We start from the raw sequence: 19,266 nt of genomic DNA on the forward strand, positions 1-19,266 counted from the left end.
CATCCCCCGGGCCCCTTCCCCGTGCCCGGCCTCAGGACCGCAGCAGCTGGCGCAGCCGCGGTTCCAGGGCCGCGAAGGCGCGGCCGCGATGGCCGATCCGCTGCTTCGTCTGCCGGTCCATCTCGGCGAAGCTGAGGCCGACCGCAGGCACGTGGAAGACCGGGTCGTAGCCGAATCCCCCCGCACCGCGCGGTGACGGCAGGATCGTGCCGGGGCAGACGCCTTCCACCTCCAACCGGATGGTGCCCGTGGGGTCGGCCACCGCCAGGGCCGCGGTGAAGTGGGCGCTGCGGTCGGCCGGCTCTCCCCGGGAGGCGGCGGCCTGAACGGCCGCGTCCAGTTCGCGCAGCAGGCGCGCGATCCGTCCGGCGTCGCTGTCGCCGTAGCGCGCCGAATGCACGCCGGGGGCGCCGCCCAGGGCATCGACGCTGAGGCCGGAGTCGTCGGCCAGGGCCCAGCAGCCGGTGCGGCGGGCCACCGCCTCGGCCTTCAGCCGGGCGTTCTCGGCAAAGGTGCGGCCGCTCTCCTCCACCTCCAGGCCCTCGGGCTGGGGGTGGAGCTCGAGCCCCAGTCGGGCCAGCAGCTCGGAGAACTCGCGCACCTTGCCGGCGTTGCCGCTGGCGATCACCAGCACGGACGGGCCGGCCGAGGGCTGGGCCGGGGAGGGCTGGGCTGGGGAGGGCTGGGGGTGGGCGCTACACATCGGGGCAGCCGCTGATCGGGGGGCATGGGGCGCGGCTCGGGCGAGCGGTGCGGGTGTGGGCGGTTCAGACCTGCTCGGCGAGCTGCCGCGCCCAGTCCAGCACCGCGGCCACCCGCTCCTCCCCCGGGGCCTCGCAGTACAGCCGCAGCAGGGGCTCGGTGCCGGAGAAGCGCAGCATCAGCCAGTGGCTCGGACCCAGCCGCAGCTTCACCCCATCGGTGCGGATCACCTCCTGCACGGCAGCGCCGGCCACTTCGGCCGGGGGGGTGGCGTTCAGCAGGGTCTCCAGCCGGCCCCGGGCCGCCATGTCCGGCAGGCGCAGGTCGAGCCGGTCGTAGGCCGCCGCGCCACCGCAGCGCTGCTGCAGCGCATCGATCCGCTGCCCGAGCGGCACACCGCCCTCCACCAGGGCCTCGATCAGCAGCAGGGCGGCGAAGGGGGCATCGCGCTCCGGCAGGTGCATGCCGAAGCCCACCCCACCGGATTCCTCCCCGCCCACCAGCACCTCCCCCGCCAGCATCTCCGCGGCGATGTACTTGAAGCCCACCGGCTTCTCCAGCACGGTGCGCCCGAGGTCCTCGGCCACCCGCTGCATCAGGTCGGAACCGCTCACGGTCTTGATCACCGTGCCCGGCAGCTGGCGGCAGCCGGCCAGGTGGTCGATGAACAGGGGCATCAGCAGCTGGGTGCTGCAGAAGCGGCCGGTTTCATCCACGGCCGCGATGCGGTCGCCGTCGCCGTCGAACACGATCCCCATGGCCGGCCGGCCGGCGGCCGTGCTGGCCTGCACCGCCGTGATCAGCTCCTGCAGGTAGGGGGCGAGCGGTTCGGGCGGATGGCCGCCGAAGAGGGGATCGCGGCCTGAGCGGATCTCCTCGATGGCCCCGGAGGCCACGGCCTGCTCGCCCAGCAGGGCCGGCAGCACGCCCGCGGCGGAGCCGTGCATCGGATCCACGATCACGCGGAGGCCCAGGCGCTGCAGCCCCTCGGCCAGTGCCGTGGTGTCCACCTTGGCCTTCAGGCCCGCCAGGTAGGTGCCCAGGGCGTCGAAGCGCTGCACCGGCCCCGGTCGTGGCACCGTGATGCCGCCGGCGGCCAGCCGGGTTTCCACCCGCTGGGTGAAATCCCCCTCCACCGAGCCGCCGAAGGGACCCTTGATCTTCAGCCCCAGCCACTCGGGGGGGTTGTGGCTGGCGGTGATCACCAGGGCCCCCAGGGCCCCCCGCTCCACCACGGCCCAGCTGGCCGCCGGCGTGGGGCTGGGGGTGTCGGCCAGGATCGGCACCAGCTCGGCGCCCCGCACCGCCGCGCAGATCGCCTCGGCCAGCTCGGGGGCGAGGAAACGGCGGTCGAAGCCGATCACCACCTCCCGACTGGCCAGATCCGGGGGGGCGGAGGCCTCCAGCTCCCGGGCCGCGGCCGCGGCCACCGGCAGCAGCCGCTCGACGGTGATGTCGACACCCAGAATGCCCCGCCAGCCATCGGTGCCGAAGCTGATCGGTGCAGCCTCCAGGGGCAGGGGGGCTGAAGCCATGGACCTTGCATGCTGTGCCCGCCAGCTTGCCCGATCCGTTGCCTCCCTAGCCTGGCCGGATGTCCCAGGTTGTGGTCACCGACCGGCTGCTGCGCAGCTGGCTCCGCTGCCGGCGGCGCGCCTGGCTCGATCGCCATGGCGATTCCCGACAGCGCCTCTGGACGGCCCACCGCGCCCTGGCCCTCAGCGATCAGCTGGCCAGCTTCCAGACCCTGTTGCCCCAGCGGCCGGGCCACGGGGAGGCGGCCTGTGCCGCCGGGGCGCCGGGGGTGGTCGGGCTGCGGCTGCGCGGCCGGGCTGCGGGCGGCGAGGACCTGGAGGCCCATCCCGTTCTGCTGGAGAGGGTGAACGGTGCCAGTGTCTGGGGAAGCCATGCCTACCGGCCGGTGCTCGGACGGCAGGGGCGCCGCCTCACCCGGGAGCATCGGGTGCTGCTGGCGCTGTGGGGGCGCCTGCTGGCCGAGCGTCAGCAGGCGCCTGTGCCCGAGGCTCTCGTGGTGGCGGGTGCCGGCCGGGGGCTGCAGCGCGAGCGGCTCTCCCTGGGGGGAGGGCTTCAGCGCCAGCTGGATGAAGCCATCGCGCGGCTCGTTTCCGAGCTGCAGCGCCAGGAGCCCCCGCCGCTGGTGGCGGACCGCAAGAAGTGTGTGCTCTGCAGCTGGCGTGGTCTCTGCGACCAGGAGGCCGCGGCGAGCGGCCATCTGAGCGAAGTGAGCGGGATCGGCGGCAAGCGCCGCGAGCTGCTGCTCCAGCTGGGCATCACCAGCCTGGCCGAACTGGCGGCCCGGGAGCCCGACGGCCTTGCAGAGGCCCTGGCCGTGCACGGTGAGCAGCACCGGGAGATCGCCTCCCAGCTGGTGGCCCAGGCCCGGGTGCAGGCCAGCGGCCGACCGGAGCGGCTGACCGCTGGGGCCGGCGCGGGCCCCGCCGATCCCTTGCCGGAGCTGGCGGGATGTCCAGGCGTCCTCCTCTATGACATCGAGTCGGATCCCGACGCCCGGGACGACTTCCTCCACGGCTTCGTGGTGGTGCCGCGGGCTGACGACGGCCGCTGGCGGCCCGGCCTGGCGGCCAGCGGCCGCTACCAGCCCTTGCTGGCGCTGCATGCCCATGGCGAAGCGCGGCTGTGGCATCGGCTGCGGCGTCTCCTGGCCCGCTATCCGGACTGGCCGGTGCTCCATTACGGCGAGACCGAGGCGATCGCCCTGCTGCGCCTGGCCCAGCGCCAGGGCGTCGGGGAGGAGGAGCTGGCGGCGCTGCGGGCCCGCCTGCTCGATGTGCACGCGCGCCTGCGCCGCCACTGGCGGCTGCCCGTGAGCAGCTACGGCCTCAAGGCGGTGGCCAGCTGGCTCGGGTTCCGCTGGTCGCAGAGCGGGGTCGATGGGGCCCGCTGCCTGCTGTGGTGGCGCCAGTGGCGGCGCGATGGCGGCACCCAGCGGCTGCAGAGGATCTTCCGCTACAACCGCGATGACAACCTCGCCACCTGGGCGGTGGTGTGCTGGATGCTGGATCAGGGAGCCTGAGCGCCCGCCCCCACCGGTGGGGGCACGAAGGTCGGCGGCACCGAGAGCTGCAGGCGGGGCCCCTGGGGGTCGTCCCCGAGCCGGAGCTCCCGGGCCAGCAGGGCCTGGCGCCGGACCAGAGCCAGCCCGATCCAGTCGCCCGAGGGCAGCTGCAGCACCGAGGTCACCGTGCCGAGACGACCCCCGAGCGGGTCGTCCGGGTCGACCAGCCGCTCGCCTGGCTGCGGTGCCTGGGCCGGCGGGAGGGGTCCGGCGCTGTGCCAGCGGCGCAGCTGTTGCTTCACCCCGTCGTAGGTGGCGAGCTTGGCCAGGGTCTCCTGGCCCACATAACACCCCTTGGCGAGGCTGACCCGCTCGGCCAGCCCCAGCTCGAAGGGGTTCGTGGACGCATTGATTTCCCCCGGCACCGCCGGCAGGCCCTGCTGGATGCGCCAGCGTTCCTGCTCGTGGGGTTCCAGCCGCGGGCGCTGCGCCAGCTCCGCAGGGCAGCTCCCGGGGACGCCGGGGGCGAGCGGCACCAGGATGTGGCTGCCCATCCGCCACCCCCCTCCGCCCGGCAGCTCGGCCCAGGCGAGGGGCGTCGCATCCGCGGCGGGCTCGCCTGGCGGATCGACCGGGCTGACCAGCAGCGCGGTCTCCAGGGGGCCCAGGGTCACCTGATCGGCCGGGAACAGAACCCGGTCGAGGGATTGCCGCACCGCTGCGCCATCGCCTGCGGTGACGACCAGCCAGGCCCCCTGCTCCTCCACCAGCACCTCCACCAGGGCCAGCATCCGCCCCGTGGGGCCGATGCAGCAGGTGGGCACCCAGGCGCCCGCCGCGGCCTGCTCGATCGCCGCGCTGGTCTGGCCGTGCAGAAAGCGTCGCGTGTCCGGCCCGGTGAGGTGCAGCAGGCTCACGCTCCGCTCCAGGCGGGCGGGCTGCGCCGGTGCCCAGCCCCAGATGGTCTCCATCACAGTTCAGCCGCCCGGGACGCCACCTCATCGAGCAGAAAGAGGCTGCAGAGCTCCAGACCGGCGGCCTGCATCGCCTCAGCTCCGCCCTCCTGGCGATCGACGATCGTCACCACCCGCTCCACCCGATAGCCGGCCTCCCGCAGCTGGAGGACGGCCTTGAGCGAGGAGCCGCCGCTGGTGACCACGTCCTCCAGCACCGTGATGCGGCTGCCGGGGCTGGGCAGGGGGCCCTCCAGCCAGGCGCCGGTGCCGTGGCCCTTGGCCTCCTTGCGCACGATCAGGGCGTCGAGGCCGCGGCCCTCGAGGGCCGCCTGCAGCGCGACGCCGCTGACGAGGGGATCGGCCCCCAGGGTCAGACCGGCCACGGCGACGGCCTCCGCTTCCACCTGCTCGAGCAGCAGGGGGGCGAGCAGCGCGAGGCCCACGCCACTGAGGCTCACAGGTTTGCAGTTCACGTAATGGTCGCTGGTGCGGCCCGAGGCCAGGGTGAAGCTGCCGTGGCGGTAGGCCCCATGGGCCAGGCGATCCAGCAGTTCCTGGCGCCTCGCTGCGGGGGTGGCCGGCAGAAGCGCCCGGGTGAGTGGCGCGGAACCGGATGGATTCGACGAGGAAAGCCTGGACAAGACTGGTCGAACGGCGTTGTCTTGATTAGTTTGCGTCCACCCTGGTCGTGTTGTCCGTCGCGGACGGCCGATCGCAGCCCCCCCCCCCGGCACCCTCGGAGATCACTGGCGATGGCGAACCCCCAGTTGTTGGAACCCCACACCTCAGTTCCGTTCCCAGCGCAGTTCCCAGCTCGGTTCGGACCCGTAGCGCTGCTGGCGCTGGGGACTGCCGCCCTGGCGATCACCCTGGCGCCGGCCGCACCCGCTCAGGCCAGTCCGATCGTCTGCACCACCACCCTCGAGGCTCCGCTGACGGGCGGTGGCGGTCTGGATGGGCGGCCGCCGGCCCCCGTCGAGGTCACCCGCTGTGAGGCGGTTCAGACCGTGCCCAGCCTGGTGGAGCGCCGTTACTACAGCTACACCGCCCCGTATGCCCGCGGTGTGAGCATCACCAACCAGATCACCGACCTGCTCGGCATCGCCATGGGCGGTGGTGACGGCACCCGGATGATGGGGTTCGGCTTCCCAGACCAGGCCATCATCTGGGACGGATCGGCCATCCAGAACACCTACCAGGTGCTGAACGAGAACCAGAGCGATCCGATGCCCTGGCGCACGGCGGATGTCTCGAACGGCTTCTCCGGCAACCTCGGCAACGAGCAGCCCGCCCAGACCCCCTGGCAGGACACGGGCTCCACCTGGTCCCCCCCGGTGCGGGGCCTGTGGTAGACCTCCCGCTGCGGGGGTCTAGCAATCTGGTGAATGCAGCGGACTCATAATCCGCCTTAGGCGAGTTCGATCCTCGCGACCCCCACTCGAACCGGGGTGTGCGCGGTCCCGTCCGGCGTTGGGAACCGGTGCTCCCGGTTGCCCAAGCCGGTCGTGTACACCCGCAAGCCTTAGGGTTCGTGCCGTCCACCGGAGCGCCATCATCCAAGCCGACGGCCTGCGACATCCCCTGCTTGCCCTGCCACGGTCCGCCGGGCCTCGGGGGATGTGATGCAGCTGCTGGCCCTGCTGGTGCTCGTGGCCCTGCTGGCCTTCTTCTCGGCGGGGGAACTGGCCGTGATCCGGCTGAGGCCCAGCCGGGTCAGCCAGCTGGTGGAGAGCGGCGAGCCCGGCGCCAGGGCCGTGGCCGTGCTTCAGCAGCGTTTGCGCAGGGTGCTGGTCGCCACCCAGCTGGGGGCTGTGCTCGCCCTGGTGGCGATCGGCTGGGCTGGGCGGGGCGTGGCGGAACGGCTGACCGTCTCCGTCTTCGGGGCTGGGATGCCCCCGTCGTGGGTGGATGCCGGCGTCTTTCTGGCCCTGGTGCTGGGCGCCACCCTGGTGGGGGGGCTCGCCCCGAAGGCCTGGGTCCTGCATCGCCCCGAAGAGTCCGCCCTGCGGCTCTCCCCTCTGCTGGCGGCGGTGACCCGCAGCCTTGCCCCCCTGATCGGACTGATCGAGCGGATGGGGGGGATCCTGCTGCGCCTGCTCGGGCTTCCCCGCAACTGGGACGAGCTGGTGCCCCTGCTCTCGGCCGGCGAGCTGGAAACCCTGATCGAATCCGGCAGTGTCACCGGGCTGATGCCCGATGAGCGCAACATCCTCGAAGGGGTCTTCTCCCTGCGGGACACGATGGTGCGGGAGGTGATGGTTCCCCGTTCCGGCATGGTGACCCTGCCGGTGGATGTGACCTTCGCCGAGCTGATGCGGGCCGTGCACGACACCGCCCACGCGCGCTTTCCCGTGATCGGTCAGTCCCTCGACGACGTGCGCGGTCTGCTGGATCTGCGGCGGCTGGCCGATCCGATCGCCCGGGGCCTGCTCAGTGCCGACTCACCGCTGGCTCCCTATGTGGTGCCCGTGGCCCAGGTGCAGGAGAGCACCTCCCTGGCCGACCTGCTCCCGCTGATCCGCAGCGGCCAGCCGCTCCTGGTCGTGGTCGACGAACATGGGGGCACCGAGGGGCTGGTCACGGTGGCCGACCTCACCAGCGAGATCGTCGGTGAGGATGACGATCCCCAGGAACTGCAGGATGACCTCCAGCAGCTCGGCGAGGGGCTGTGGTCGGTGGCGGGGGACCTGGAGATCTTTGAACTCAACCGGCATCTGCCCCTGCCCCTGCCGGAGGCCGAAGGCCACCACACCCTGGCGGGATTCCTGCTGGAGCGGCTCCAGCACATCCCCGCCGCTGGGGAGAGCCTGCGCTGGAAGGGGTACCAGTTCCACATCCAGGCGATGGAAGGTCCGCGGATCGCCCGGGTGGCCATCGAGCGCCGCAGCGAGGGCCCGCCGACCGCCTCTGTGGCGGCTGGGCCCCGCGAGCCCGTGGGGGAGCCTTGATCCCTGATAATTCCGCTGTTTGGGTGCCCTTGCCATGAACCCGGTTCGCGTGGGTGTCATCGGCATCGGCAACATGGGCTGGCACCACGCCCGGGTGCTCAGCCTCCTCAAGGATGCCGATCTGGTGGGCGTGGCGGATCCGGATGTCCGGCGTGGGCAGCTCGCGACCGAGCAGTTCGGATGCCGCTGGTTTCCCTCCTTCGAGGAGCTGCTTCCCCTGGTGGATGCGGTCTGCATCGCCGTTCCCACCCTGCTGCATCACCGGGTGGGCCTCTGCTGTCTGCAGGCCGGCCGCCATGTGCTGATCGAGAAGCCGATCGCCGCCAGCCAGGACGAGGCCTCTGACCTGATCGCCGCCGCCGAGGCCGCCTCGGTGCTGCTCCAAGTGGGTCACATCGAGCGGTTCAACCCCGCCTTCCGGGAACTGATGAAGGTCGTGGCGGGAGAGGAGGTGGTGGTGCTCGAGGCGCGCCGCCACAGTCCCCATCCGGATCGTGCCAACGACGTGTCGGTGGTGCTGGACCTGATGATCCATGACATCGACCTGGTGCTGGAGCTGGCCGGGGCCCCCGTGGTGCGACTGGCGGCGGCCGGGGGGCGGTCCGGCGAGGGTCCGATCGACTACGTGAATGCCACCCTGGCCTTTGCCAACGGCGTGGTGGCGAGCCTGACGGCGAGCAAGATGGCCCACCGCAAGATTCGCAGCCTGAGCGCCCATTGCCGCGCTTCGCTGGTGGAGACCGACTTCCTCAACCGCACGCTGCACATCCACAGGCGCGCCCATGAATCGGTCAGCGCCGACCATGGCGAACTGGTCTACCGCTCCGATGGGGTGATCGAGGAGGTCAGCACCACCTCGATCGAGCCGCTCTACGCCGAACTCGAGCACTTCCTCCAGTGCGTCCGTGGTCAGGAAACCCCTGCCGTGGATGGCCTCCAGGCTTCGCGGGCGCTGCTGCTGGCCGACCTGATCGAGCAGTGCGTGGATCAACCCAGCCTCTGCATGACGCTGGAGCAGCCGCTCTGACCGTGGATCCGCCGATCCGAACTCAGCCGTCCAGGGTCAGCTGACGCAGGGCCTCCAGCTGCCAGTGGCGGCAATGGGCCGGGGACGAGCGGTAGAAGGCATCCCAGGCGGCGGCCTTGTGGGCCCCGTACTCCTCATCGCTCACCTCGGGATGGCGCTGCTGCCAGCCCACCCGCACGGCGTGGCCGATGACGACGTCCAGGGCCAGGTCATCCTCGAAGGACACCTGGGGATTGGCTCCCGCGAAGGCCATCAGGGTGATCAGGGTCTCGGTGCAGAGCTGGCGGTATTCCGGAGCCTCGATCTTGCTGAGCAGATGCTCGATCAGCGAGGCGAAGTTCCGCTCTCCCGGCGTCTTCTCGCTCAGCAGGGGCCCGCTGGCCAGCCGGTTGCGCTTCTCCAGCTTGTCGCCGATGACGATGCCGCGGCAGTGGTGGAGCAGTTCCCAGATGCCGGCGTAGAAGTCCCGCGGCACCTGGCCCAGGGCCCCGAGGCGCACCCGGTGCTGAAGCCAGCAGTTGCCGCTGGGCAGTTCCTCCAGCGGGGGCGGGACACTCCAGTGCACCCGCCCGCTGACGTGGAGCTGCTCCTTGCGTTTCAGGGAGGCCTTGGCATGCTCCACGTCCGCGAGCAGGGCCTGCAGGCGGCGACGGATCGCGTGGGGGGGCTGGCCGCAGAGCGCTTCGAAGGCCTCGCTCGGACTGAGGTCGTCTTCGGCGGCCAGTTCACTCGTCAGCAGCAGCAGCAACTGGCCGAGTTGCAGGGTGAGGCTGCCGCTGAGCAGGCGGGGTTCGTGGCGGGCCAGCCCATCGAGGGCCAGCAGCAGTTCCTGCTGCAACATCCATTCGCGGCTGTCCTCACCGCTGAACTGCCGGATCATCTCCGCGATCGCCGCGCTCCCCTGGGGTTCGGTGAGCAGGGAGTCGCGCGTGTAGTTGCGGCCCACCACCACCTGCCGCTGCCGCACCAGCAGGTCCGTCAGGGCATCCTCCAGCTGGGGGTGCACCAGCCCCAGGCAACCGGCCACCCGGCGCACCACATCCCAGTCCGTCTCGGCGAGGGCCCGGCGGTAGACCTCCTCCAGCAGGCTGCGCAGGGAGACGGCCTGCTGGCCATGGGGGCCGTGGAGCACCGCCTCGAGCCCGAGCCGACGGACCAGCTGCTCCAGCACCTCCCCCTGTTCCTCCAGGGAGGTGCTCTGCCAGAGCCGCTCGGCCAGCTCGCCGATGCTCAGATCGTCGCGCTCGAGTTCCTGTTCCTCGGCGGCGGAGAGGGGGGCCTGGCGGGTGCTCGCCAGCAGCGGCAGACCCGCGGCTTCAGAGGCCGGGGCGGCGGCGGTCGCCTGCGGCGGCAGGTCCACCCAGTGGGCCCGTTCGGCCAGCTCGTCCAGGCTGCCGAGCTGGACGGGGACTCCCTGCACATCGCCGGCCAGCAACTGGGCCCCCAGGGCGAAGAAGGGGGCGGGATCGCTGCGGAAGGTCGCCTCGGCCACCGGCACGAGCAGCAGCGGTGCGCCGGGACCGCGCCACTGCCGCTGCAGCATGCGCAACTCCGCTTCCACCGTGTCGACCAGCTGCTCCGGGTCATCGACCAGGTAGAAGGTGCCCTCCTCCAGCACGGCCGGAATGAAGGCGAGCCGCTCCTCTCCCGGGCCATCGGGCCGGGGGCCGCGGTACAGCCGCGCCGTGGCCAGGGTCTCCATCCGCACGGGCGGATGACCCGACAGCCCCAGCCGGGGGTTCGCGCCCACCTGGGCCAGACGCCGGGCCAGGGCCTGGGAACCCTGGATGCGAATGGTCTCACCCCCGGCCTCACGGCCGGTGGCGGCCTCCTCCTCGCCACCAGGGCTGACCATGGTGGTGGGCAGGCCCCCCTCCGCCAGTGCTGAGGCCACGGCTGCGCTGCCGGGCACCAGGGCCACGAGCACCTGGTCCGCCCGGGGCGGGGCCGGATGGCGCCGTCCGCAGGGATCGAGGTCGGCCGGGGTGATCAGGCCGGCCAGGAGCAGGTCGCCCAGCCAGGTGAGGCTCTGGGTCCACAGCAGGGGGACGTTCGGGTTGGGCTGGCGGGGCTGGCTGCCGGGTTGGCGCCGTTCCCGCTCCACGGCTTCCTGCGGCACCAGATAGAGCTCCGGGAGCAGCGGGATCCCCTCCACGACCAGGCTGACGCTGGCCAGCCGGCCCCGCCACTGGCGTGCCTCGTTCCAGCGCTCCTCGCAGCAGGCCGTCACCAGTTCATACGCCCAGAAGAGCGGCCACTCGCACTCGATGTGCTCGAACTGCGCCAGTTCCTCCCGCTCGTAGTGGAGGCGGGTGTGGTCCTCCACCACGGTCTGATGGCCGTCGCGGCGGAAGCGCTTGTACCCGTAGGCGCCGCCCAGCTCCGCCCGGATCTTGTTGCGGGTGCGCTCGGCCAGCTCCCGATCCTCCACCGCCCAGGCGGGATAGCCGATCACCGCCAGGCAGGCGGCATCCACCTCCTTGCTGCCCGATTCCCGGGGCAGGAGCCCCTGCAGGGCCCGGCGCAGGCGCACGATGGCGTCGTGGGGAATCACCAGGCAGCAACTGCCATCTCCGTGGGGGCCGTAGAGATCCAGCCCTTCCAGGGCTTCCAGCGCCGCCTTCACCATCCCGATCGAGCTGGCATTGCGCTCGGGCAGCCCGTGGTTGCCCTTGTCGCCCCGCTCCCAGATGCCGTAATCGGCGACCCGGTAGGCCCGGGCCACGTAGTACACCAGGTTCTGGACGAAATCGCACTCGTGCTGGCTCTGCACCACCACGAGGCCCGAGCGGGTCAGCTGGGCCAGCTGCAGCAGGAAGAGGGCGGTGGCATCCAGCTGGAGATGGCCCCAACCGTCGTCCGGCACCACCGGCGAGCCCGTGGCGGTGTCGAACTTGGCGTGCAGCGCATCCCCACGCTGCAGGCTGTGCTTGAACCGCTCCACCTTGGGGGCCTGGCGCAGCATGGCGTTCATCAGCCCCCGCATCAGCAGCAGGACCCGTTGCTCCAGCTCGAAGGCGCGGCGGCAGGGGCCCCGCAGCCGGCGATGGGCCAGGGCCAGCCCCCACACGCACTGGATCGCATAGACCCCGTCCCGGACCCAGGCATCCCCGTAGTTGCCATGCACGGTGTGGGCCGTGCTGGCGGGCAGCAGGCCGGTGATCGGATGCTGGCGGTCGATCACCACCTTCTGGATCTGCTGGTCCAGTTCCTGCAGCAGGGCCCAGGCCTGGTCACCCCCTGAGGCCTGCAGGGGGCTCGGTGCTGTCCGGACGAGCTCGGATGGGGGCATGGGCAAGGGAACGGGGCCTCCGTTCAGGGCCAGCCATAGATTCTCTCCCGCGGCGTCACCCTCCATGGCAGCGAAGGCAACCGAAGCGGGGCGCCCTCCCCTGCGCACCCAGGTGCTCTCCGTGCCGGTGGATGTCTGCCCGGACGTGAAGGCCGCCGCCCTGGCCCTCCACGCGGCCGGCGGCGGTCAGATCGTGACCCTCAATGCCGAGATGACGATGGCGGCCCGGGCCAACCCCGCTCTGGGCGCGGCGATCGACGCGGCCCAGCTGGTGATTCCGGATGGCGCCGGGGTCGTGTGGGCCCTCGGGCGTCAGGGGTTCAAGGTGCGCCGCAGCCCGGGGATCGAACTGGCCCACAGCCTGCTGTCCCATGCCGCCAGCCACGGCTGGCGGGTGGCGTTGGTGGGGGCGTCCCCCGAGGTGATGGAGCAGCTCACGGGAAGCCTGCGCCAGAGGATGCCCGAACTGGACCTGGTCTTCGCGCTGCATGGTTACCAGCCGCCTGAAGCCTGGCCTGCCCTGGAGGCCCGGCTCCTCGCCGCAGCCCCGGACCTGGTGCTGGTGGCGCTCGGGGTGCCCCGGCAGGAAGTCTGGATCCAGCACCTGGGGGGTCGGCGCGGGGGGCTCTGGATGGGCGTGGGAGGCAGCTTCGACGTCTGGGCAGGCGTCAAAAAAAGGGCCCCCGCCTGGATGGGAGCCCTGCAGATCGAATGGTTGTACCGGCTGATCCAGGAACCGAGCCGCTGGAGGCGGATGCTGGCGCTGCCGGCCTTTGCCTGGGACGTGATCCGAGCCGGCTGACGTTCCTCTCTGGCCTGCTGGTTTTCGAGCCGGTCAGCCTGCCCGGCACCCAGCCATCTCGGCGTCCGGGACCTGCCTTCCTGGTTCCTGGGGCGTTGGCCGGACGGGGAGGGACCGATCAGCGGAAGCCGACCGAGGCCTGCCAGACGAAGGCCAGCAGCAGGAAGAAGAAGGGAATGATCGGCAGAATGTCCACCAGGGGACCGAAGGCCTGGTAAGCCTCGGGCAGCTGGGCCAGGGTGTGGAACGAGGTGGTAGCCAGCAGCGCGGAGACGGCCATCCCTGCAAGTCAATCAGCGAGAGCCGGACGCTACCACGTGTGGGCGGCCGGGGAATCGGCTTCCCATGGAGCGAAATCCTCTGCAAAACAGCCTTCCCGGATCGCCTGGCCCATCGCGTTGCTGAACCGTTCCAGCTGGGTGATGTTGTGAAGGCTCAGCAGCGTCTTGGCCAGCATCTCCCCGGCCCGGATCAGGTGATGCAGGTAGGCCCGGCTATGGCCCGTGCAGGCCGGGCAGGGGCAGCCGGGATCCAGGGGGCTGTGGTCATGGCGGAAGCGGGCATTGCGGAGGTTCCAGCGCTCGCCACCCACCAGGGCGGTTCCATGGCGCCCCAGCCGGGTCGGCAGCACGCAGTCGAACAGATCGAAGCCCTCGGCCACCGCGAGGGCCATCTCCCGCAGGCTGCCGACCCCCATGAGGTAGTGGGGTTTCGGGTCGGGCAACAGCGGCCCCATCTGGCGCACGACGCGATGCATCGCCTCGACCGGTTCGCCCACGCTCACCCCGCCCACGGCGATGCCCGGCAGGTCCATCGCCGCCACCACCCGGGCAGACTCCTCCCTCAGTCGGGGGAAACACCCCCCTTGCACGATGCCGAAGAGGGCCTGGTCGCTCTTCTGGTGGCTGGCCACACAGCGCTCCAGCCAGGCATGGGTGCGGCGGCAGGCGGCGGCCACGTCCGCCTCGCTGGCCGGGAAGGGCGGGCACTGATCGAAGGCCATGGCCACGTCGGCCCCGAGGGCCATCTGAATGGCCATGGAGCGCTCCGGGGTGAGGGCGATCTGTCGCCCGTCGCGGGGCGAGCGAAACGTCACGCCCTCGTCATCGATCCGGTTGATGTCCCCCAGGCTGAACACCTGGAAACCGCCGGAATCCGTGAGCAGTGGGCCGGTCCACCCCATGAACCGGTGCAGGCCCCCGGCCTCGCGGACGATCTCCTCCCCGGGCTGGAGGTGCAGGTGGTAGGTGTTGGCCAGAACCATTTCGGCGCCGGTCCCCACCAGCTGCGCCGGCATCACCCCCTTGACCGTGGCCAGGGTGCCGACGGGCATGAAGCGCGGCGTGTGGACCGGGCCGTGGGGGGTATGAAAACAGCCGCAGCGGGCCCGGGTGCGTTCGCAGCGCGCCGTGATGGCGTAGCTGAAGGGTGGCGGTGGGAAGCTGATGGCGCCGCGCCGGTTCTGCTCCGACGCTAGAGGCCGTGTGTCCGTGTCCCGAGATGCCTGAGCTGGGATGAGGGGATCACCCGACTGGTTCCGGGATCTGGCTGGAGCCTGGGTCTTCTACACGGTGTTGCCGGCCTGGCCCCGGGTCAGGCCCAGCTTTGCCCGCATCGCGCGGTTCGCGCCCCTGATCGGTCTGGTGCTCGGCGGTCTGCAGGCCCTGCTCTGGCTGGGGACCGCCCGCTGGCTGCCCCTCGGCGCCCAGGTGGCCCTGGTGATGGCCCTGGGGCTGCTGCTGAGCGGTGGTCTGCATCACGATGGCGCCCTGGACACGGCCGATGGGCTGGCCGCCGGGCCGCGGGCCCTCGAGGCCATGGCGGACAGCCGCATCGGCGCCTCCGGGGTTCAGGCGGCCCTGCTGCTGGCGCTGCTGCGCGCCGCCGGGCTGTTGTCCCTGGCCGGGGCCGCACCGCTGGCCCTGGTGTGGGCAGGCTTCTGGGCGCGGCTCTCCCCGCTGGTGGCGATGCAGTGGTTCCCCTATCTGCGCGCCCGGCCGCAGGGAGGCGGAGGGACTGCCGCCTTCCATCGGGACCACTGGCGCGGCCTGGCGCGTGAGCTGCGGCCCGCCCTGCTGGCGCTGCCGGTGCCCGTGCTGCTCACCATCGCGGCGGGCGGACGGCCCTGGTCGGGCCTGGCCGTGCTGGGGCTCGCGCCGGCGGTGCTGGTGCCGCTGCGACTGGGCCGCCGCCTCGGCGGCCACAGCGGCGATACCTATGGGGCCTGCGTGGAATGGACGGAGTCTCTGGCCCTGCTGCTCATGGGCGCGGCTCTGCGGGCGGTGGCAGGGTGAGCCTGAAGCCGTTGCCCTGGGCGGGCAGGGTGGTGTCGATGGCGGCCGGCGGGCAGACCAGCTCCAGGTTCCCCCCCAGGTTGCGGGCCAGCTCCCGGGCGAGGGCGAGGCCCAGCCCCGTGCCCGGCAGATCGGCGCTGCTGCTGCCGCGCTCCCCCTTGGTGAAGATCCGCTCGCGCTCCTCGACGGCGATCGCAGGCCCTCCATCCCAGACCACCAGCTCCCAGCCGCCCTGGGGTTGGGGGCGGCAGTGCAGCCCCACGGCGGCGGCGGCGGGGCTGTAGCGGAAGGCGTTTTCCAGCAGGTTGGCCAGGATCTCCGCCACGGCGCCGCTGTCTCCCTGCCAGGTCGGCTGGACGTCCGGGCCGAACCACGGGCGGGACTGCAGGGCCGCCGTGGCGGCGGCCCGCTGCACCAGGGGCGTCAGCAGCGGGGGCAAGGGCTGGCCTGCTGCCCCCCCCAGGGTGGGGGGCAGCAGCAGCGGTGGGGGGGCGCCCGTGCCGGCCATGGCCCCTCCGCCGGCGTCCAGTCGGCTGATCGCCTCCACGTAGCGCTGCAGCTGGCGCTCCTCCGCCAGCAGGCCCTCCACCAGCGGGCGGTTGCGTTCGTCGGACTCCAGGCGCCGCAGCAGCAGCTGGCCGAAGGTGCGCAGGGCGGCCAGGGGATTGCGCAGTTGATGCAGCAGCACACCGAGCTGTTCCTGCTGGTGATGCAGCCGCTGCTGCAGCCGCTGCTGTTCCAGATCCAGGCACAGCCCTTCGGTGAGGCACAGCGCCACCGCCTGCAGGCGCTGGCGCAGGGGTTCGGGCCAGGGCAGCTCCAGGGTGTCCACCTGCAGGGCGCCCAGCAGCACCCCCTGATGCCTCAGGGGAAGCCAGCGCCGCCGCTCGGCGGGAGCCCGCAATGGACTGTCGACCGCGATCGCCGGCAGCGCCAGGCCGCCGGCCGGCCACTGGCCCACCGGAACCAGGCTGGGCCCTTCGCCCTCCCTTTCCCCCGGTTCGGTGACATAGACCACCAGGGACTGCACGTCGGGGCGGTCGGCGAACTGGGCCAGCTGGAACTTCAGCAGGCTCAGAAAGCCCTGGGAGACGGCCATGGGGCCTCCGAACCGGCCATCCCGGGAAATTTTCGCGGGATGCAGTGAAATCCGAGAAAAAGTCTTAAGATGTCCGTATCGACCAATACCTCGCGGGCCGCTCCCGGGCCGTGAGCTGTCGTCGCCACAGCCGGAGTTGCGCTTTCGCTCATCCGAGGCTACAGCAGTGGGAGGGCCACAGACTGGCCCGCTCAATCTGCTGGTCCCTGTCCGAATGGGCGGACCGGGATCTGACGACGGTGGCCCACTGCACCTGCGGTTCTCAGTCGGTTGGGCGTCGTTCGTGCTGGGTTCCCTTTGTCCCGGCTCCACTGCAGGCGGGTCCCCCCGTTCGCTCCTCCTCGTCCCCCTCCACCCTCCCGTCTCCGGGATCTGCCCCATGTCAAAGAAGCGCAAGCGGATCAGCCGCCGCCGTCTCGCCGGCCAGCGGGTGCTTGCCCACGTGGCCACCTTCAATCTGGAGACCGGCTCCCACAAGCCCGTCACAGCGGCCCGCCGCTACATCGCCGAGCAGGCGCTGGTGCCCCCGGCCATCCTCAACGTGCGCCGCAACGAACACACCACCGATCGCTTCTTCTGGGGCGAGAAGGGTCTGTTCAGCGCCCAGTACGCCGAAGAGAACCACTTCCTGTTCCCTTCCCTGCGTTCCATCGTCGACACGATCGGTGAGGACGTGCTGTTCGAAGGCATCGAGGCCCTCGCTTCCGATGACTGGGAAGAGATGGAGGAGTACGAGTACGCCTTCGTCTGAGCGCATCCGCTGCGCCTTCCAGGGGCGGACACCGTCCTGCCGGTTCCACCCTCCAGCCCCCCTGCCGTCAGGTCCAGGCCCGCCGGATGAAAGCCCTGATCGTCTCGAACAGGCTGCTGTCGATCGTGTGACCGCCAGGGAAGAGGTGCAGCTCGACGCCATGCCCCCCTGCGCTGAGGCGTTGACGCAGGTCCTCACTGGCTGCCACCGGCACCACCGGGTCCAGCTCGCCATGGGTGAGCAGGATCCGGCTCGTCTCTGGCCCCTGCACGGCTCCCGGTTGCCAGTCGGGGTGGGGGTAGCCGCTGCAGCCGACCAGGGCGGCCACAGGCAGGCCAGGCCCCCGCGTCCCCACATCGAGCGCCATGGCGGCCCCCTGGGAGAAGCCCAGCAGGACCGTGGCGCTCAGGGGGACCTCCGCATCCAGGGCGAGCAGGCGCCGCTGCAGGTCGGCGCGGGCGGCGGGCAGCTGCGGCCAGCCGGGCTGCTGAAGGTCGTACCACTGGCGCCCGATCCCGGCCGGATGGGGCAGCGGAGCCTGCAGGGCCACCACACCCACCTCGGGGCCCACCAGCAGGGCGCCGAGATCGAGCAGGTCATCGGCGTCGGCACCCCAGCCATGCAGCAGCACCAGCCGCTGGTCGCCGCGACGGGGACCCTGGCGAATCAGACCGGCGTCGGTCCCGTCGGTCGGTTGGGGGAACGGGGTGGGGGCCATCGTGGTCTCCGGGCGGCGGGGATGCTGCTGCGTAGGTTGGCCTGACAACCATCGCAGCTGCAGCCATGGCCCCCACGGCCCTCCTGAGCGTGTCCGAGAAGGAGGGGCTTGTGCCCCTGGCCCAGGGCCTGATCGAGGCAGGGTATCGGCTGATCTCCAGTGGTGGCACCGCCGCGGCGCTGCAGACCGCTGGCCTTGCCGTGACCAAGGTCGCGGAGCACACCGGGGCCCCCGAGATCCTGGGGGGGCGCGTCAAGACCCTCCACCCCCGCATCCACGGCGGCATCCTGGCGCGCCGCGACGAGCCTTCCCACCAGGCCGACCTGGACGCCCAGGGCATTGCCCCGATCGACGTGGTGGTGGTGAACCTCTACCCCTTCCGGGAGACGGTGGCCGATCCGTCGGTGGCCTTCGAGACCGCCATCGAAAACATCGACATCGGCGGGCCCGCCATGGTGCGGGCCGCTGCCAAGAACCATGCCGATGTGGCGGTGCTGACCAGCCCCGAGCAGTACCCGGCCTTCCTGGAGGCGCTCCGGGCCGGCCGCGTGGACCAGACCCTGCGCCGCCGCCTGGCCCTGGCGGCCTTCCGGCACACCGCGGAGTACGACGCCGCCATCAGCGCCTGGCTGGCCGGCCGGATCGAGCAGGAGCCCGCTGCCGGGCTGGCCGCCCCCCTGCGGCTTGAGCTGCCGGCCCGCCAGGCGCTCCGCTACGGCGAGAACCCCCACCAGCCGGCCACCTGGTACGGCGACCCCACGGCGGGATGGGGCGCGGCGCGGCAGCTGCAGGGCAAGGAGCTCAGCTACAACAACCTGATCGACCTGGAGGCCGCTCTGGCCACGGTGCGGGAATTCGGCTACGGCCCCTCGGCCCAGCCCGCCGCTGTGGTGGTCAAGCACACCAACCCCTGTGGGGTGGCCACGGGCAACGGCTGCTGCGATGCCCTCGGACGGGCGCTCGAGGCCGACCGCCTCTCGGCCTTCGGCGGCATCGTGGCGCTCAACACGCCGGTCGACGCCACGGCGGCGGCCCATCTCACCAGCCTGTTCCTGGAGTGTGTGGTCGCCCCGCGCTTCGAGGACGCCGCGCGGGAGCCGCTCGCGGCGAAGGCGAACCTCAGGCTGCTGGAACTGCCACCGGAGGCGATCGGGCGGGCCTCGCGTCAGCAGCTGCGCAGCGTGCTCGGGGGCGTGCTGGTGCAGGAGCTGGATGATCAACCGCCGGAACAGAGTGCCTGGCAGGTCGTCACGCAGCGGCCCCCGACGCCCCAGGAGCTGGAGGATCTGCGGTTCGCCTGGAAGCTGGTGCGCCACGTGCGCTCCAATGCCATCACCGTGGCCCGGGCCGGCCAGAGCCTGGGGATCGGCGCCGGCCAGATGAACCGGGTGGGTTCGGCCCGTCTGGCCCTCGAGGCCGCCGGTGCCCGCGCCGAGGGAGCGGTGCTGGCCAGTGATGGCTTCTTCCCCTTCGATGACACGGTGCGGCTGGCTGCCGGCTGCGGCATCAAGGCCGTGATTCAGCCCGGCGGCAGTGTGCGTGATGCCGATTCGATCCGGGCCTGTGACGAGCTGGGTCTGGCGATGGTGGTGACAGGCCGCCGCCACTTCCTGCACTGAACCTGCACTGAACCGGCTCGG

General features: G+C 71.7%; 17 protein-coding genes and 1 tRNA gene. 9 read left to right on the forward strand and 9 right to left on the reverse strand.

What is annotated here, in order from left to right; translation table 11 throughout:
- Positions 1 to 31: 31 nt before the first annotated feature.
- Positions 32 to 703, reverse strand: a complete 672-nt coding sequence (rdgB, locus tag ACLNEE_RS11710; RefSeq protein WP_412007157.1) for an RdgB/HAM1 family non-canonical purine NTP pyrophosphatase — start codon at positions 701 to 703, stop codon at positions 32 to 34.
- Positions 704 to 767: 64 nt separating this feature from the next.
- Positions 768 to 2,237, reverse strand: coding sequence for a phosphohexomutase domain-containing protein (locus ACLNEE_RS11715; protein ID WP_411422086.1), 1,470 nt, complete (start codon positions 2,235 to 2,237; stop codon positions 768 to 770).
- Positions 2,238 to 2,296: 59 nt separating this feature from the next.
- Between ACLNEE_RS11715 and ACLNEE_RS11720 the strand changes: the two genes are divergently transcribed.
- On the forward strand, positions 2,297 to 3,757 hold the full coding sequence (locus tag ACLNEE_RS11720; RefSeq protein WP_411422087.1) for a TM0106 family RecB-like putative nuclease: 1,461 nt from the start codon (positions 2,297 to 2,299) through the stop codon (positions 3,755 to 3,757).
- On the opposite strand, the gene ygfZ is transcribed toward ACLNEE_RS11720, so the two are convergent.
- A complete protein-coding gene (gene ygfZ / locus ACLNEE_RS11725; protein ID WP_411422088.1) occupies positions 3,745 to 4,710 on the reverse strand; it encodes a CAF17-like 4Fe-4S cluster assembly/insertion protein YgfZ in 966 nt (321 codons plus the stop codon). The genes ACLNEE_RS11720 and ygfZ overlap by 13 nt on opposite strands.
- The gene (gene pyrE / locus ACLNEE_RS11730; protein ID WP_411422089.1) at positions 4,710 to 5,336 is read right to left on the reverse strand and encodes an orotate phosphoribosyltransferase; all 627 of its coding nucleotides are present in this window, start codon (positions 5,334 to 5,336) and stop codon (positions 4,710 to 4,712) included. The genes ygfZ and pyrE overlap by 1 nt, the downstream gene beginning before the upstream one ends.
- Before the next feature lie 111 nt (positions 5,337 to 5,447).
- Between pyrE and ACLNEE_RS11735 the strand changes: the two genes are divergently transcribed.
- The 4 genes from ACLNEE_RS11735 (at position 5,448) to ACLNEE_RS11750 (ending at position 8,670) form a co-directional block, all read left to right on the forward strand.
- Positions 5,448 to 6,047 carry a hypothetical protein gene (locus ACLNEE_RS11735; protein ID WP_411422090.1) on the forward strand — a complete coding sequence of 200 codons (600 nt, stop codon included), beginning with the start codon at positions 5,448 to 5,450 and terminating at the stop codon, positions 6,045 to 6,047.
- Between the two features lie 12 nt (positions 6,048 to 6,059).
- Positions 6,060 to 6,132, forward strand: a tRNA-Ile gene (locus ACLNEE_RS11740).
- A gap of 185 nt (positions 6,133 to 6,317) precedes the next feature.
- On the forward strand, positions 6,318 to 7,643 hold the full coding sequence (locus ACLNEE_RS11745; protein WP_411422091.1) for a hemolysin family protein: 1,326 nt from the start codon (positions 6,318 to 6,320) through the stop codon (positions 7,641 to 7,643).
- A gap of 34 nt (positions 7,644 to 7,677) precedes the next feature.
- Positions 7,678 to 8,670 (forward strand): Gfo/Idh/MocA family oxidoreductase, encoded by a 993-nt coding sequence (locus tag ACLNEE_RS11750; protein WP_411422092.1) that lies wholly within the window; start codon positions 7,678 to 7,680, stop codon positions 8,668 to 8,670.
- A gap of 22 nt (positions 8,671 to 8,692) precedes the next feature.
- Here the strand turns inward: ACLNEE_RS11750 and ACLNEE_RS11755 are convergent, their stop codons facing one another.
- Entirely contained in the window at positions 8,693 to 11,962 is a 3,270-nt protein-coding gene (locus ACLNEE_RS11755) for a glycoside hydrolase family 15 protein (RefSeq protein ID WP_411422093.1), read from the reverse strand.
- 64 nt (positions 11,963 to 12,026) lie between these two features.
- Between ACLNEE_RS11755 and ACLNEE_RS11760 the strand changes: the two genes are divergently transcribed.
- Entirely contained in the window at positions 12,027 to 12,764 is a 738-nt protein-coding gene (locus ACLNEE_RS11760) for a WecB/TagA/CpsF family glycosyltransferase (protein WP_411422094.1), read from the forward strand.
- 118 nt (positions 12,765 to 12,882) lie between these two features.
- Here the strand turns inward: ACLNEE_RS11760 and ACLNEE_RS11765 are convergent, their stop codons facing one another.
- On the reverse strand, positions 12,883 to 13,044 hold the full coding sequence (locus tag ACLNEE_RS11765; RefSeq protein ID WP_411422095.1) for a photosystem II reaction center protein K: 162 nt from the start codon (positions 13,042 to 13,044) through the stop codon (positions 12,883 to 12,885).
- Between the two features lie 30 nt (positions 13,045 to 13,074).
- Positions 13,075 to 14,211 (reverse strand): tRNA guanosine(34) transglycosylase Tgt, encoded by a 1,137-nt coding sequence (tgt, locus tag ACLNEE_RS11770; RefSeq protein WP_411422157.1) that lies wholly within the window; start codon positions 14,209 to 14,211, stop codon positions 13,075 to 13,077.
- Positions 14,212 to 14,278: 67 nt separating this feature from the next.
- Here tgt and ACLNEE_RS11775 point away from each other — a divergent pair, with 67 nt between their 5' ends.
- Positions 14,279 to 15,058: an adenosylcobinamide-GDP ribazoletransferase gene (locus ACLNEE_RS11775; protein ID WP_411422096.1), complete on the forward strand. Its 780-nt coding sequence runs from the start codon at positions 14,279 to 14,281 to the stop codon at positions 15,056 to 15,058.
- Here the strand turns inward: ACLNEE_RS11775 and ACLNEE_RS11780 are convergent.
- The gene (locus tag ACLNEE_RS11780; RefSeq protein WP_411422097.1) at positions 15,024 to 16,157 is read right to left on the reverse strand and encodes a sensor histidine kinase; all 1,134 of its coding nucleotides are present in this window, start codon (positions 16,155 to 16,157) and stop codon (positions 15,024 to 15,026) included. The genes ACLNEE_RS11775 and ACLNEE_RS11780 overlap by 35 nt on opposite strands.
- Positions 16,158 to 16,536: 379 nt before the next feature.
- Between ACLNEE_RS11780 and ACLNEE_RS11785 the strand changes: the two genes are divergently transcribed.
- Positions 16,537 to 16,908, forward strand: coding sequence for a DUF3155 domain-containing protein (locus ACLNEE_RS11785; protein ID WP_411422158.1), 372 nt, complete (start codon positions 16,537 to 16,539; stop codon positions 16,906 to 16,908).
- Positions 16,909 to 16,975: 67 nt separating this feature from the next.
- Here ACLNEE_RS11785 and ACLNEE_RS11790 read toward each other — a convergent pair whose 3' ends face one another.
- Complete coding sequence (locus tag ACLNEE_RS11790) at positions 16,976 to 17,626, reverse strand: alpha/beta hydrolase (RefSeq protein ID WP_412007158.1); 651 nt, start codon at positions 17,624 to 17,626, stop codon at positions 16,976 to 16,978.
- A 65-nt stretch (positions 17,627 to 17,691) separates the two neighbouring features.
- On the opposite strand from ACLNEE_RS11790, the gene purH reads away from it, so the two are divergent.
- A complete protein-coding gene (gene purH, locus ACLNEE_RS11795; protein ID WP_411422099.1) occupies positions 17,692 to 19,245 on the forward strand; it encodes a bifunctional phosphoribosylaminoimidazolecarboxamide formyltransferase/IMP cyclohydrolase in 1,554 nt (517 codons plus the stop codon).
- The last annotated feature ends 21 nt before the right edge of the window (positions 19,246 to 19,266 follow it).

The sequence above is a fragment of the Aphanothece stagnina RSMan2012 genome (genome assembly GCF_046764815.1).
In the GTDB taxonomy this organism is placed as follows: domain Bacteria; phylum Cyanobacteriota; class Cyanobacteriia; order PCC-6307; family Cyanobiaceae; genus NIES-981.